Origin of the sequence: Aquimarina gracilis (assembly GCF_035285365.1) — a bacterium.
Lineage (GTDB): Bacteria > Bacteroidota > Bacteroidia > Flavobacteriales > Flavobacteriaceae > Aquimarina > Aquimarina gracilis.
This window is the reverse complement of record NZ_JAYKLX010000005.1, coordinates 294833-311892: the sequence shown is the minus strand read 5'-3', so window position 1 is coordinate 311892 and position 17060 is coordinate 294833. Positions and strand designations below refer to the sequence as shown.

Genomic DNA, 17060 nt, shown 5'->3' with positions numbered 1-17060 from the left:
CGCTAATATGTAGAAACATGTCGTTTATTGTTTTTTTTGTGCTGTTTAGATATTTAATTTCTTTTTCAATTTTATTCCTAAAACCTTTAAATCAGAATAAATAAACAAATCAATCTTAATTTACATGAGAAAAAGTATTTTAATTTTTTCTGTCTTTTTATCCTTTTTTATAGGGGTTCATGCGCAAGAAAAAATAATTTCGGGAACAGTAACTTCCAGTGGTGAGAATGCAATGCCGCTCCCTGGAGTTAATATAATTGTAAAAGGAAAAACAATTGGAGCACAAACAGATTTTGATGGTAAATATACCATAAATGCATCTTTGGGAGATGTATTGGAGTTTAGTTATGTTGGTCTTACTTCAGTTTCTGTAACGGTAGGAACATCGGATGTAATAGATGTTACTATGGAAGAAAACCTGGAGCAACTTGAAGATGTAGTGGTAACGGCATTAGGAATTCAAAAAAGCCGAAAATCTTTAACCTATGCTGCACAGGATATTAATGCAGAAGAACTTAGTAAAGTAAAGCAAACCAACCCTGTAAACAGCTTATCAGGAAAGGTTTCAGGAGTAGTTATCAATCGTAGTTCTTCTGGTACAGGGGGATCTGTAAAAGTTACATTACGAGGTAATTCTTCATTAGGTAATAATCAACCATTATATGTAGTAGATGGTGTCCCTTTATCCAATCCAACAGGAGGCCAACCTTTAGAAACATTTGGGGATATTAATGGAGGTAACCGAGATGGTGGAGATGTCTTATCTCTTATTAATCCAGATGATATCGAATCATTGACTGTTTTAAAAGGGGCATCGGCATCTGCCTTATATGGTAGTGCAGGATTAAACGGGGTGATATTGATTACTACCAAAAAAGGACGATCAGGGAGTTTTAAAGTAGATTTCTCTTCAAATGTAATTGTTGAAAATGCTGCGTACTATATAGATCTGAATGATGAAGCTGAAAGTAACATTGAAGATTTTTTTGATACCGGAGTTACATCAATTACTTCGGTATCGGCTTCTGGAGGAACAGAAAATGCACAAACGTACTTTTCATACTCAAATACCTTTGCTACTGGGATATTACCAACGAATGATTTAAAACAACATACTATTAATATTCGCGAAACAGCAAAATTCTTTGACGGGGTGTTAACAGTCAATGCAAGTGTTTTGGCAACGACTCAAACTATTGATAATCGACCAGTTTCGGGATTATATTTTAATCCGTTGGTAGGGGCATACAATTTTGATTCCCCGGGAGAACAACTTTCAGATTACAGAAACTTTGAGCAGTTGGATCCCGATCGAAATATTCAAAGTCAACGTTGGTTTAGAGCCACTTCAGATATTGAACAAAATCCATATTGGATATTAAATAGAAATGCCAATGAAGATACTAATAGAAAACTTCTGGCTTCGATGAGTTTAAACTTCAAGATTAATGATTGGATATCTATACAAACTCGTGGAACATATGATCAAACTTTTTTAGGATATGATAAAGAAGTGCATGCTACTACTGATGCAACATTGGCACCAGAAAACGGAAGATATATTTTTAACGAACAAGATATCCGTCAAATCTATGGAGATATAATTGCTACCATAAATAAACAATTTAATACCATTTCTATATCCGCCAATGTAGGTGCCAGTACGACTAGAAATTCTACCGAGATTTTTAATGCAGATTCTGGAACCAATGGCGGGCTGCAGTTTGCAAATGTCTTTTCCATTCAGAATTTTAATGCCAATCCTGGCGTTGCAATTTCACAATCATCTTTAGAAAAAAGAGTAAACTCTTTATTTGCTAGCACAACTATTGGCTTTAATGAAAAGTTGTTTGTTGACCTTACGGCACGTAATGATTGGTCTTCGTCCTTGCCATCAAATAATAATTCATACTTCTATCCATCGGTAGGTGTTACCGGGATATTAAGCGAGATCTTTGGTTTGGGAGATGCAACCTTCGGAAAAGTAAGAGGTTCATATGCCGAGGTTGGTAATGATGTGCCCGCAAATACTGTATTTCCAGAGCGTCGAATATTATTTGGTGGAGGACTGGATCCGTTAGACCCGGTAAGACCCTTGGGAGAGGTTCGACCAGAACAACAGAAGTCCTTTGAAGTAGGGACAGAATGGCGATTTTGGAACAATCGATTTGGATTCGATCTGGGGTATTATAATACCAGTACCGTAGATCAATATTTTCAAGTCCCTGTATCTACTGGAACAGGCTCAGTAACTGTTGGTGTTAATTCTGGAGACATTATAAACCAAGGGTTTGAAGCTTCCATTTTTGTTGCGCCTATTCAAACTGAAAACTTCAAATGGACTGCAAATATAAATTTTGCGGCAAATGATAATGAGGTAAAAGAAATTAGCAATCCATCTGATGATGTACAGATTGATAATCAGGTAATTTCGCCACCTGGAGTAAATACATTTGCTTCATATCTGGTAGAAGGAGGTTCGTATGGGGATATTTATGCCCAGGTAGTAAAACGTGATAATGATGGTAGACCTGTTGTTGAAGGTGGTGCTATCGTTATTAATGATGAAAATCCCGATAACACTATTGCAGGGTTAGAAAAAGTAGGAAATGCAAACCCAGATTTTACTTTAGGGTGGAATAATTCAATCACTTTCAAGAATATTAGTCTTGATTTTCTTATTGATGGAAAATTTGGTGGAGAAACCATAAGTATGACAGAAGCAATTGTTGAAGGACTTAGTAACAATACTCAAAGAGAGACAAGCAATGGGAGTATCGAAGTGGTAAACCTTGCGGGTGATGTTTCTACACTTACTGCACAAGAATATTATGGGCTTGCTGGAGGAAGAAATGGATTTACGGGAGAATATGTTTATAGTGCCACCAATGTTCGTCTAGCCGAATTTGCCGTTGGTTACAATTTCAAACTATCAGAAAATTCCTTTTTCAGAGGTATAAAAGCATCATTAATAGGTAATAATTTATTCTTCTTTTATAAAGATGCGCCTCACGATCCTAATGTATCATTAAGTACAGGAAATGCGTTACAAGGTGTTGACGTATTAGGACTCCCATCTACTAGAAGTTGGGGATTAAATGTTAATCTAAGTTTTTAAAAAAATTACAATGAAAAATACTAATAACATATTTTTATCTGGTTTAATGGCACTTTCTCTATTGTTGTCTTCCTGTACCGAAGGGTTGGATGATATCGACGAAAACCCAAGAAATATTAGCCAGGAGCAATTAGAGGTAGATTTTCAGAATGTAGGCTCTCTTTATAAGCCGATATTCGAAAATATTTATCAATACACCCCGGCATGGTCTTACCAGTTACAGCAGAACTTAAATGCAGATGTGTTTTCTGGATACATGACGAATCCAAGGCCTTTTGTAGCAGGAGCAAACAATACCACATATAATTTGGTAAGTGGTTGGAATAATTTTATCTGGAGTGTTCCTTACTCTAATGTGATGAATAATGCCAGAACAATTGAAAATGAAACCAAGGATAAGTTTCCTGAACTTTTTGCTATTTCACAAATTTTAAAAGTGACGGCGATGCACAGAGTATCAGATGTTTTTGGTCCCATAGTGTATACAAAATTTGGAGAATCGGCTACTACAAGTGAATATGACTCTCAAGAAGAGGTTTATGATGCATTTTTTACTGATCTTGAAGAAGCCGTACAGATCTTATCCAATAATATTGATAGCCCAAGGTTTACAGCTTTTGATTTGTCTTATGGAGGCAGTTATGAAAAGTGGATTAAATATGCGAATTCCCTTCGGTTACGTTTGGCTATTCGAATTTCAAAAGTAAACCCTTCCAAAGCAAAAAGTGAAGGAGAAAAATCCTTAAATCATCCTGTTGGGGTTTTTCAAACCAATGAAGATAGTTTTTTTGTAAACGGAACATTGGATCACCCAATTAAAACTATTAATAATTCTTGGGGAGATATACGAATGAACGCCTCTATGGAGTCTATTTTAGGCGGGTATGAAGACCCTAGGATAGAAAGTTACTTTAATGTTTCAGGAGTAATTGAGGGTGAACATAAAGGAATAAGAAACGGTTTACCATTACTGCCAGGTTATGATGATGAACTTGCACAGAAAGCAGACTATGTGGATTTTTCATTATTATCAGATCAGGTGCTAACTTCAAGTGTTCAGCTTATGACAGCCTCAGAAGTATTTTTCTTAAAAGCAGAAGCAGCTTTAAGAGGGTGGACAGGTGCAGGAACGGCCCAGGCTAATTATGAACAAGGAATTAGTACTTCTTTTCAACAATATGGTTTGAGTGGATCATCAAATTATATTGCAAACTCTACACTCACCCCTAAGGATTATGTGGACCCTGTAACTCCATCAAATAATATTACCGCACTAAGTAATATCACAATTGCCTGGGATGAAGGAGCCAGTAATGAAGAAAAGCTAGAGCGTATTATTACTCAAAAATGGATTGCTATATTTCCTGAAGGACAAGAGGCCTGGAGCGAGTATAGACGTACGGGATATCCGAAAATTTTTCCAGTAGTAAGTAATCAAAGTGCTGGTGTTGTTGATACCGATATTCAGATTCGTAGGATTCCATTTGTGGATAGCGAACTACAAACCAATCCTGATGGGGTAGCAGACGCCGTAATTAAATTGGGAGGACCAGATGATGCAGGAACTCGATTATGGTGGGATGTCCCAGGAGGAAATTTTTAACTCAGTTTGTTATGTGTTTTAAAAGGGAGAGATACGTTTTATTTCTCTCTTTTTCTTCAAAGCCTCAAACAAAACGAAATCAAGCGTAACACAAATATTAATTTAAACTATGAAACTACTTAAAAAAATTTCGATACTTATACTATTACAGGTTTGTTTTTTCTCCTGTACCAACGAAAATTTTCTTGAAGACCCTTTAGAAATTGAAAATTCTACGGCTTTCTCACAAGCAAATAAAACTTCTCTTATCCAGCCCATTATTTTGGGATATTTTCCGTCATGGTCCGAAAGTTGGACGACTACCGGTCAGGGATCAAAATTAAGAGATATCCCTAAACATGTTACTCATGTTTTTTTGGCTTTTGCAAGACCAAATCTAAGGTATCAAAAAGGGTCTCTGGATATTACAAATACCGGGATTCAGACTCCGTATGGAGGAGCAACATTGAAAGAATCTGTGTCGGTATTAAAATCAAAAGGTATTAAAGTAATTTTATCGGTTGGTGGTGAGACATATTGGGGATCCAATGCTGCATACGATATCAATTATCAACAAATAAAGGATCTTGTTGATGATATGGGGTTCGAAGGAATTGACTGGGATTTTGAACCTAATGGAAGCTTTGCTACTATAGGAGAGCCTATTAATGTGCAGCGATTTATTGATTTTTTTAATAACTCCAGGGCTATTATGCCAAAGGGACAATACTTATTGGCTTGTGCTCCTGCGGGAGTAGGAGCTCTGGGAGGATTAAATAATGATGATCCTTCATCTCCTTTTGCCTATAACAAAAGAAATACGGTTACAGGAGAATCTGATGCCAATTTGTATAATGCAACTTCGCCAAATGAAGCTATTAGTTTATATGGATTTGCTACAACGGGACATATGATACCGGTTATGAATGCCGTTGGAAACAAAATTGATTTAATTGCATATCAAGGTTATAATACGGGAGCAGCAAGTAACAGAAAAATTATGTATGATGCTTATAAGTATTATGCAGATCAATATGGATTTTCCATTGCAGCGGGAACACATTACCCCAATGAACCTTGGGGTCCATACTATACGTACACATATCAAAACGTAGCTGAGCTTTCTGGCCATATTAGAGTAAATAATTCTAATAATGATGGTATAATGATATGGCAATTGTTATTGGGTGACGGAGTCTCGTCGGCATACGGATATTTGTATACGGCGAGTCAGGTACTGGATGGAGTTTCTCAATCTCAAGCTATAGCTAATGCAGAAAATTACCCAGAATCTCCTTACACCGGAGGTGGGGACGGAGGTGGTGGTGGAGGTACCGATTGTAATTCTTCACAATGGGTCTCAACTACCGCATATTCAGCTAGTCAAGAAGTAGTTTACGAAAACAAGCTGTATAGAGCAAAGTGGTGGACACAAGGAGATGTCCCTTCATCGAATACCGGAGACGGAAAACCATGGGAATTTATTAAGAACTGTGGAGACGGAGGTGGTACAGGAAATCAAGCTCCATCTGTTAGTATAACCTCGCCATCCAATAATACAACTTTCACTGAAGGTGAAACCATTAGTATTTCTGCAAATGCTTCAGATAGTGATGGAAATGTAACCAAAGTGGAATTTTATCAAGGAAATACAAAATTGGGAGAAGATACTGTAAGTCCGTACCAGTATAATTGGTCTAATGTTTCCGTTGGAAATTATAATATTTCTGCTGTGGCTACAGATAATTTGGGAGCAACGACAACTTCTGCAATAGTCATTGTTAATGTTCAATCATCAGGAGGAGGTACTGGTTCCTGTAGTGGAGTTGCGTCTTGGGAACCATATCCAAAAATATATAATCAAGGTGACCAAGCTATTTATCAAGGGGTACTATATGAGGCACAAACTGGCCCTCTTTGGGTAACTCCCGGTAGCGGAGAACACTGGTGGAAGACTATTGCGACTTGTAACTAATTACGCTTTTCATACAAATTAGTATTTTGATTATGGGAGACCTTGATAATAGTTATGTGGCTACTATTATTGAGGTTTTCCTTTTTTCGAAACATTATACAATATTTCTCTATACCGTATGATCTGGTTTTTAAGTCATTTATAATTGCTTTTATGTCATCTGTCGAAAAACTTTTCATAAAAATGATATAGATGATAGCTTCAATTTCTATAAGCTATTAAACAACATAACTTAAGTTACACAATGAGCACAGAAATAAGATATAATACTTCCAATAGTAATAATACCGGTCCGTATTATAAAGATATTACTTATAGAGAAGCGGGAAAATTTGAGGAGACGAGATTTGAAAAAATTCACAACGTTATTTTTAAGAGCTCAGATTATGCTTCAGTAATCATTGCCAATGAAATAGCTCAATTAATAAAAGAAAAACAAGCCCGTCAAGAGCATTGTGTTTTGGGATTGGCAACAGGCTCTTCACCAATCAAGGTGTATGACGAATTGGTAAGATTACATAAAGAAGAAGGGCTAAGCTTTGCAAATGTCGTCACATTTAACCTGGACGAGTATTACCCTATGGATAAAAGTAATGTACAAAGTTACCACTATTTTATGTATGAGCATCTGTTTGATCATGTTGATATTTTGCCAGAAAATATACACATTCCAGATGGCACGGTTTTGCAACAAAATTTACATCAATACTGCATCGATTACGAATTGAAGATTAACTCTTTTGGAGGTTTAGATTTTCAATTACTAGGAATTGGCAGAACAGGTCATATCGGTTTTAATGAGCCGGGTTCTCACTATAATTCGGTAACTCGAAGTATTACGTTGGATCATCTCACTCGATCAGATGCCGCTCCCTCGTTTTTTGGTATCGAAAATGTACCTAAAAAAGCTATTACAATGGGAATTGGGACCATTAAGAAGGCAAAACGAATTGTGATCATGGCCTGGGGGCATAAAAAGGCCGAAATCGTTAAAGAAACTATAGAAGGTAAAATTACCTCTGACGTTCCAGCGTCATATTTGCAAAGACATAACAATACCACTTTTGTATTAGATAAAGAAGCAGCCAATGAGCTTACTCGAATTAAAACTCCTTGGTTAGTAGGACCTTGCCGATGGACCGATAAAGTAAAGAATAAGGCAATTATTTGGTTGAGTCAAAAAGTTCAAAAACCTATACTAAAACTAACAGATAAAGATTATAATGATTATGGAATGTCCGGGCTTTTGGCCGAAGAAGGCTCATCATACGAGCTAAATATAAGAATGTTTAATACGTTACAACATACTATTACGGGATGGCCAGGAGGTAAACCAAACGCCGATGACACATATAGACCAGAACGTAACACTCCTCATAAAAAACGAATACTGATATTGAGTCCACATCCCGATGACGATGTGATATCAATGGGAGGAACTTTTCTTCGTTTAATAGAACAAGAGCATACAGTTCATGTCGCATATCAAACTTCTGGAAACATAGCGGTATCTGATGCAGAGGCTATGAAGTATGCCGAAGTAATCCGAAATATGACCCCCGATAAAGACAAAGAAGAGATAAGTTCTATTATTATGGAGCTAAAAAAGAAGCAAGAACGAGCTATAGATGCTATTGAAGTAAGAAACTTAAAAGGACTAATTAGAAGGGGAGAATCTTATGGAGCTACACGTTTTTTGGGATTACCAGATGCCTATGTTCATTTCTTGAACCTTCCTTTTTATGAAACCGGAACCGTTAAAAAGAAACCATACGGAAAAGAAGATAAGAACATACTTTTAAAACTAATTAAGAAGGTAAAGCCACATCAGATATATGCTGCTGGAGATTTGGCAGATCCACATGGAACCCACAAAGTCTGTTTGGATATTTTGTTTGATGTATTGAAACAATTAAAGGAAGAAGAATTTATGAAAGATTGTTGGGTGTGGCTATATCGGGGAGCGTGGCAAGAATGGGATATTCATGATATAGAAATGGCTGTGCCTTTGAGTCCCGATGAGGTGCTTAAAAAACGTAAGGCTATATTTTTTCACCAATCTCAAAAAGATGGTGTTATGTTTCAAGGGGATGATTCCCGAGAATTTTGGGTCAGAGCCGAAGAACGTAATCAGCAAACCGCTCAAAGATATCATAAACTGGGCTTAGCCGAATATGAAGCCATAGAAGCATTTAGGAGATACCATTTTTAAAAAAATTGAATGAGAAAATTGTTTAAAGCCACATTATTGTTATTAACAGCAATACAAATTACAAGTGCACAATCAGTAGATTACAATTCATATAATTTGATGCCATGGCCCAAGGAGATTAACTTAGGGCAAGCAGAATTTATAGTTAAAGAAGATTTTACAGTATCAATACCTAAAGAATCCACTAAGCGGTTACGCGCTGCAGCTACGCGTTTTTTAAGACGATTAAGCGGAAGAACGGGTGTATTTTTCGAAAAAGGTTTTCCCCAACAAAAGGAAAATACACCCTCTTTGATAATTAATGTAAAGCGCAGAGGGAAATTAGCTATAGAAGAAAACGAATCTTATACTTTAAATATTTCAGTTAACAACATCATGTTGGAGTCTGAAACAGATATCGGAGCAATACGCGGTTTGGAAACGCTACTTCAACTTGCAACGCCGAAAAAAGATCATTTTTACTTGCCCGAATTAGTAATAAGAGACTCTCCAAGGTTTCCCTGGAGAGGGTTAATGATTGATGTAGCCAGGCATTATCAACCAATAGAGGTCCTAAAAAGAAATTTGGATGCTATGGCAGCAGTAAAACTAAATGTATTCCATTGGCACTTAACAGATGATCAGGGTTTTCGAATAGAATCTAAATCTCATCCAAAATTACACGAATTAGGATCTGATGGTCAGTATTATACACAGGAAGAAATCAAAGAGATAGTTCAATACGCAGCAGACAGAGGAATTAGAGTGGTTCCCGAGTTGGATGTCCCTGGGCATGCCTCGGCTATATTAACAGCCTATCCCGAATTGGGAAGTAAAAAGGATACCAAATATAACATAGAACGATATGCAGGTGTATTTGATCCTACTTTAGATCCAACCAATGAGAAGACTTATGAGTTGCTTTCTGACTTGTTCAAAGAAGTAGCTAGTTTATTTCCAGATCCTTATGTGCACATTGGGGGTGATGAAAATGAAGGAAAACATTGGGATGAAAATCCAGAAATTATGGCTTTTAAGAAAAAGCATGGTTTTGAATCCAATCATGATTTACAGACCTATTTCAATCTCAGATTACAAAAGATATTAGAAAAATTGGATAAAAAATTAGTGGGCTGGGAAGAGATTATGACTCCCGATATGCCAACATCGGCAGTGATTCATTCTTGGAGAGGAGTTGAAGAAGGCTTACAACCAGGAGAGTCACTGATAATAGCTGCAAAAAAAGGGCATTATTCTATATTGTCTACAGGGTATTATATAGACCGCATGCACGATATAGCTCATCATTATCTTGTTGACCCCCTGCCAAAATCTTCCGATTTGACAAAAGAGGAACAAAAAAAGGTATTAGGAGGTGAAGTTACTATGTGGGGAGAGTTGGTAACCCCATTGACGATAGATTCCAGGATTTGGCCAAGAACAGCTGCTATAGCCGAAAGATTCTGGTCTCCGGCTTCAGTTGTGGATATAACTCATATGCGAAAAAGACTTTCGGTTATAAGTTTTCGGTTAGAAGAATTGGGATTAACCCATTTAAAAAACCGAAATGTAATATTGAGAAATATTGCTAATGGATATGATATTGATGCACTTATAAAATTGGCCAAAGTCTGTCAGCCTTTACAAAAATATAGCCGTAATAAAGGAGGTACAGAATATAAATCGTATTCACCGTTTACCTTATTTGCCGATGCATGTACAACCGATGCGCCAGATGCATTCAAGTTTGACGAAAGAGTAAATACATTTGTTGTTAACCCTAAAATGTCTAAAAAGCTATTAGAGCCTATGTTGCATCAATGGGTCGAAAATCACGAGGGATTATTAGAGCTTAATGGAAAGACACCTTTGGTAAGTGAATTGCTGGAACTATCATCTGCACTTAAAGATATTTCAGCGTTCTTTCTTAAAGTTCTAAAACAAGAAGGAGTGTCAAAAGTAGATAGTAACGAATTTATGAAGCTAATGACTAAAGTAAAAGAACCGTATGCCGATGTAGAGATTGTTGCTTATGGGACATTTATGAAGTTGTTTACCTATTTGAAAAAAAATGAATTGTGATGACTGATACTTTATTATCCTATTTCTATTCTTTTAGCTAAAGTTTTGACGTATATGTCATTAGTAATAAAAATGAGGTTGTTTAGCTATCATTTTAGTGCTTCTGTATAAAAAATTACGCATTAGGGTTTGTGGTTAATACTTTTAACATAGACTTAATTATAAACACAAACCATATAAACTCATGAAACTAATCGCTACTAGGGACTGGTTGAGGAATGCTATCCCCAAAAGATCGGCCCAATTGTTCAAAATTTTTCCAATCATTTTATTATTTCTTACTGGTAACCTGTTAATGGCACAGGTAAATACCGGGGGTAGTGCTACAACTGCAAACCATAACAAACAAGTTATTGGGTATATTACCAACTGGGATGCCTGGAAAGCGGCTAACGCAGGAGTACCTTCTGCAGGAGCATTAACACATTTAAACATTGATTATTCAAAATATACCATCTTAAATTATTCCTTTTTTGGGGTAGCAGTCGACGGTTCTCTACATAGTGGAGATTTAAGAAACAAAAATATATACCAACCTGGAGCGGTTCAAGAACCTGCCGATTTACTATATGGAGATGTTTATAGTAGTTGGGATTTTCATATCTTATTTGGTGAAATTGAACCCATTCAATGGATTAATGAAGAAGTAAAACTAAGAGCCGAAGCTCTGGGATTTCAAGTTACAGTTGGCGGTAATACCTGGACACATCCAGAATGGGGACTCAGTGGTGTATTGCCATTACCTTTACCTAAAGAAGGTAGTGGAGCCAAAGGTTTATTAGAACTGGCCCATGATAATGGAGTTAAAGTAATGGCTTCTATAGGCGGATGGAGTATGTGTAAACATTTTCCCGAAATGGCGGCAGATCCTGTTAAAAGAGCACGCTTCATAGAAGATTGTAAAAAGCTTATTAATATGGGCTTTGATGGTATTGATTTAGATTGGGAATATCCAGGACCTTTTCCCGGAATGAATTTTACAGGAACCAATGCAGATTATGCAAATTTTGAAAATCTAGTAGAAGAAATTAGAGCGGCTATAGGTCCAGACAAGTTAATAACAGCTGCCATGGCCGCAGATTATAAAAAGCTGGAAGGATTCAATTGGTCCAGACTATCCAATACCATGGATTATTTCAATATGATGACCTATGATTTTAATGGTGGTTGGTCAAATATTGCAGGACATAATGCTCCTGTATATCCTTATGATGGGGCTGAAGCTCCAGATTTTAACTGGCAAACATTATTAACTAGAATGATAGGTATGGGAGTGCCTACATATAAAATTAATTTTGGAGCTCCTTTTTATGGTAGAGGTGTTGTCACAGATGGGACAGCAGATTTAAATGCTCCGACGGTAAAGAGGAATGTTACCATACAACCCGATGGCCCTATAAGCACAGCTGCCGATTATACAAATTGGCCTCTAGAAGTGTATGACGGTACTCCAAATCATTTTTTTATTAAACAAAAAACGGGGCCAGGCACTGGCTGGACCAGAAAATGGGATGATCAAGCCAAAGTTCCTTATATGGTAAAAGGAAATTTCTTTTTAAGCTATGATGATGAAGAATCAATAACCGAAAAAGCCAAATTTATTAATACAAATAACCTAGCCGGAACCATAATTTGGACAGTATTTGGTGATCTTGAATTTAGTGGTTCTGCCCAGTCTTTTGGTACAAAATTAAAAAGATGGTCCAATGTAAAATCTCCATTAGTGAATACATTAAATGAAGTTTTTGCTAGCGGTGGTGTTGGTAATCAACCACCGGAGGTGTCCATAACATCTCCTAATGAGGGCGAAACCTTTTCTGCTGGTTCTACTATTAATATTTCTGCAAGTGCAAGTGATCCAGATGGAAGTATCACTAGGGTGCAATTTTATCAAGGAACAACATTATTATCAGAAGATACTTCAGCTCCATATTCTTATTCGTGGACTAATGTATCTGCGGGGAGTTATTCAATAATAGCAAAAGCTTATGATGATAAAGGTGCGAGTACTACGGCTACGATTGCTATAACTGTTACTGGAACTGGAGGAAATGAACTGCCATCGGTTTCGATAACTTCTCCTCAAAATGGGGATTCATTTTCTGCAGGTACGGCTATAACAATTTCGGCAAACGCTTCTGATGTTGACGGAACTATCAATAAAGTAGAATTTTTTGATGGCGAAGTGCTTCTAGGTGAAGATACAACAGCACCTTACAATTATAATTGGAACAATGCAGCTACAGGAAGTCATACTATAAATGTAAAAGCTACAGACAATGAAAATGGCGTAGGTTCTACCTCTGTTTCAATAGAGATAACAGGAACAGGAGGTTCTTGTACTGCACCCGCATATGTTCCTGGACAAGTGTATACAGGAGGTGATAGAGTTTCTTATCAAGGCAATGAATATGAAGCAAAGTGGTGGACACAAAATAATGATCCGGTTACCAATAGAGAAAATGTCTGGAAGCTAATAGGTCCATGCGGAGATGGACAAGCTGCTCCACAAGTTTCAATTACCTCGCCAAGCGTTGGTCAGTCCTTTATCGTTGGTAATAATATTACCATTAGTGCTAATGCTTCAGATGCCGATGGTACGGTTTCAAAAGTAGAATTTTATGTAGATGGAAACATGATAGCCGAAGATACTTCAGCGCCATATTCAACAAGTTGGACGGCTACTTTAGGTAATCACAGTATCACTGCTAAAGCCACAGATGATTCAAATAAAACAACGACTTCAACTGCTGTAAATATTAGTGTGACTACTGATGGTGGTGGAGGTTGTGATGGAGCCGGTAACTTTAAGGTAGTAGGATATTCGCCAAGTTGGCAAGGAGATGCGAATTCAATACAATATGACAAGTTAACTCATATCAATTACTCTTTCCTTTTACCAAATAGCGATGGTAGCTTACGACCTCTTGATAATGTGGCAAAAATGCAACAAATTGTTTCGCTTGGACATGCACAAGGAGTGAAGGTATTGATTGCTGTAGGAGGATGGATGGATGGTAATGATTCTGCCTTTACTACTTTGGCAGCAAATCCATCTACAAGAACAGCTTTCATCAACAATCTAGTCAATTTTGTAAATCAGTACAATCTTGATGGTGTAGATATGGATTGGGAATATCCACGTGAAGGTAACGAACCTCAACATTTTGAGCTATTGATGCAAGAGCTTGGTCAGGCGATGCACAGTAGAGGTAAATTACTTACGGCTGCTGTAGTAGTTTCGGGATGGAATGCTGATGGTGTACTTAATGGAGTATTTGATGATGTCGACTTCTTAAATATCATGGCATATGATGGTCCTAATCATGGATCTATGGCTCAGGCCACTGGCGGGCTAGATTATTGGTTAGGTCGTGGATTACCCAAAGAAAAAGCTATATTGGGTGTGCCTTTTTATAGTCGCCCACAAGCACAAAGCTATGCTTCATTATTGGCACAGGGAGCAGATCCAAATAGCGATTCTTTCCAAGGGAATAACTACAATGGGATTCCAACAATAAAAGCTAAAACTCAAATGGCATTAGATCGTGCGGGTGGTATTATGATGTGGGAGTTATCTCATGATACTACAGACCCTAACACTTCTTTATTAGCTGCAATTAGCGAGGTAGCAGGTAACCCTTGTGGTCCGGATAATGTGGCACCTCAAGTAACAATTACTGCTCCTGCTACAGGAACAACGTATACGCCGGGAGCTAATGTGAATATCACGGCAAATGCCTCGGATAGTGATGGTAGTGTGACCAAAGTGGATTTTTATGTTGATGGAAATTTGATTAGTTCTGATACATCATCTCCTTATGGTTCAAATTGGTCTGCTATTGTGGGAAATCATACAATTACAGCCAAAGCTACGGATAATGACGGTGCAGTTACAACTTCTACCCCAGTTACAATTACTGTTTCGACAGGAGATAATACTCCTCCATCAGTAAATGTAACCGACCCATCAGAAGGAGCTTCTTTTACTGTCGGTCAAGATATAAATATTAGTGCAAATGCTAATGATACAGATGGCAATGTAACCAAAGTTTCTTTCTACATTGATGGTACTATGATTAGTGAAGATACCTCGGCGCCTTTTACAGCGAGTTGGACTGCAACATCGGGGAATCATAGTATCACAGCTATGGCAACCGATGATGATAATGCTTCGACTACATCTTCTGCAATAAATATTACCGTTCAAACTGATACAGGAGGGGAGTGTAACGAACCTCAATATGTAGAAAGTGGTGGGTATATCGCTGGTAGTCAAGTACAAAATAATGGAAATGTTTACGAATGTAAACCTTATCCGTTCTCAGGATGGTGTAATGGTGCTGCATGGGCATATGCTCCTGGAGAAGGAACCTATTGGGAAGATGCCTGGACATTGGTTGGTGAATGTGGTGGAGGCAATCCTCCAGGAAATGTTCCTCCTACAGTAAGTATTACCCAGCCTGGTACAGGACAAAATTTTACTGTAGGAAGTACAATTACTATAAATGCTTCGGCATCTGATAGTGACGGAAATATAACTAAAGTAGAGTTTTTCAGAAATGGAACTAAAATAGGAGAGGATACAACAAGTCCGTATAGTTTTACCTGGAATAACGCTGCGAGTGGAAGTTATACACTTACTGCAAAAGCAACAGATGATGATAGTGCGACGAGCGAGTCTACTCCGGTAAATATTTCAGTAGGATCTACAAACCCACCAAATCCTGGAGGAGATTTGCCAAAAAGGTTATTAGTAGGGTACTGGCATAACTTTGACAATGGTTCTTCATTTCCTAAGTTAAGAGAGGTGTCGGATAAATGGGATGTAATTAATGTTGCTTTTACTATACCAACAGTACCTGGTGGAGCCAATATGACTTTTACACCAGATCCTGCCTTATATGCAAATGCACAAGAGTTTAAAAATGACGTAGCATTATTACAAAGTAGAGGTAAGAAGGTTGTAATCTCTATGGGAGGTGCTACCGGAGCAGTCGATGTAGATAGTCCTGCTGATGCGCAGACCTTTAGTAGCTCTATGGTCAATATAATTAGAGAATATGGCTTCGATGGGATGGATATTGATTTTGAAGGAAGTTCTATTGTACTTGGATCGGGAGATACAGACTTTAGAAACCCTGTTGGACCAAAGGTAGTTCACTTGATAGATGCTTTCCAGTCTATTCTTGCACAATTCGGTTCTGATTTTATACTATCAATGGCACCCGAAACAGCATTTGTTCAAGGAGGTTATTCTGCTTACGGCAGCACTTTCGGGGCATATCTGCCGGTGATTTATGCACTGCGTAATAACTTGGATTATATTCATGTACAGCATTATAATTCAGGAACTATGCGGGCATTAGACGATAAGGTGTATGCACAGGCTACAGCAGATTTTCATGTGGCTATGGCAGAAATGCTATTACAAGGATTTCCGGTTAATGGAATTCAATTCCCCGCATTACGTCAGGATCAGGTAATGATAGGATTACCGGCTAACGGACCTGCCGCACCAAGTGGTGGTTTTACTCCTGCAGCCGAAGTCCACAAAGCATTGGATTATTTGATTAAAGGTCAGTCTTTTGGAGGTGGATATACACTTAGAAATCCATCAGGTTATGCCGACTTCAGAGGATTAATGACGTGGTCGATTAATTGGGATATTGCAGCTGGATTTAGCTTTTCTAATCCGCATAGAGCATATTTAGATGGCTTGGATGGTAGAACCAGTCTTATACAAACTCAAAATACCATGACCGGGACACTTTCACCAAACCCAGTAACAGGGGATGTGATCAACTTACAAATAGAAAGTGAAGTATCAAACTCAACTTTTGATCTACAAATATTTAATGCAACAGGTATCCAGGTATTGCAATATCGAAATACCAAACTTCAGAAAGGAAGTAATCTAAACACCTTTGATGTGAGTAAACTAGAAGAAGGTTTATACTTCTATACAATTTCCACTTCAACAGGAAAATCTACAGGAAAGCTTATTAAACGTTAAGCCCCTATATTTTAATCACCCGATGATATTAATTAAAGTGTCTTCGGGTGATTCTTTTTACATCTATTTGATGTAGATGTCTCAATCTTAAAACCT

6 protein-coding genes are annotated in these 17060 nt (G+C 37.6%); all 6 read left to right on the top strand.

What is annotated here, in order from left to right:
- Window positions 1-124: 124 nt before the first annotated feature.
- Window positions 125-3118: a TonB-dependent receptor plug domain-containing protein gene (locus tag U6A24_RS11895; protein ID WP_324180193.1), complete on the top strand. Its 2994-nt coding sequence runs from the start codon at window positions 125-127 to the stop codon at window positions 3116-3118.
- 10 nt (window positions 3119-3128) lie between these two features.
- A complete protein-coding gene (locus U6A24_RS11890; RefSeq protein ID WP_324180192.1) occupies window positions 3129-4721 on the top strand; it encodes a RagB/SusD family nutrient uptake outer membrane protein in 1593 nt (530 codons plus the stop codon).
- A 109-nt stretch (window positions 4722-4830) separates the two neighbouring features.
- Window positions 4831-6675: an Ig-like domain-containing protein gene (locus tag U6A24_RS11885; protein WP_324180191.1), complete on the top strand. Its 1845-nt coding sequence runs from the start codon at window positions 4831-4833 to the stop codon at window positions 6673-6675.
- 244 nt (window positions 6676-6919) lie between these two features.
- Complete coding sequence (gene nagB, locus U6A24_RS11880) at window positions 6920-8887, top strand: glucosamine-6-phosphate deaminase (protein ID WP_324180190.1); 1968 nt, start codon at window positions 6920-6922, stop codon at window positions 8885-8887.
- 9 nt (window positions 8888-8896) lie between these two features.
- Entirely contained in the window at window positions 8897-10948 is a 2052-nt protein-coding gene (locus U6A24_RS11875; protein WP_324180189.1) for a beta-N-acetylhexosaminidase, read from the top strand.
- Between the two features lie 184 nt (window positions 10949-11132).
- On the top strand, window positions 11133-16964 hold the full coding sequence (locus U6A24_RS11870) for an Ig-like domain-containing protein (protein WP_324180188.1): 5832 nt from the start codon (window positions 11133-11135) through the stop codon (window positions 16962-16964).
- The last annotated feature ends 96 nt before the right edge of the window (window positions 16965-17060 follow it).

Coding starts and splice junctions, on each gene's coding strand:
- nagB (WP_324180190.1), top strand. CDS start 6,920: ATGAGCACAGAAATAAGATATAATACTTCCAATAGTAATAATACCGGT.
- U6A24_RS11870 (WP_324180188.1), top strand. CDS start 11,133: ATGAAACTAATCGCTACTAGGGACTGGTTGAGGAATGCTATCCCCAAA.
- U6A24_RS11895 (WP_324180193.1), top strand. CDS start 125: ATGAGAAAAAGTATTTTAATTTTTTCTGTCTTTTTATCCTTTTTTATA.
- U6A24_RS11885 (WP_324180191.1), top strand. CDS start 4,831: ATGAAACTACTTAAAAAAATTTCGATACTTATACTATTACAGGTTTGT.
- U6A24_RS11890 (WP_324180192.1), top strand. CDS start 3,129: ATGAAAAATACTAATAACATATTTTTATCTGGTTTAATGGCACTTTCT.
- U6A24_RS11875 (WP_324180189.1), top strand. CDS start 8,897: ATGAGAAAATTGTTTAAAGCCACATTATTGTTATTAACAGCAATACAA.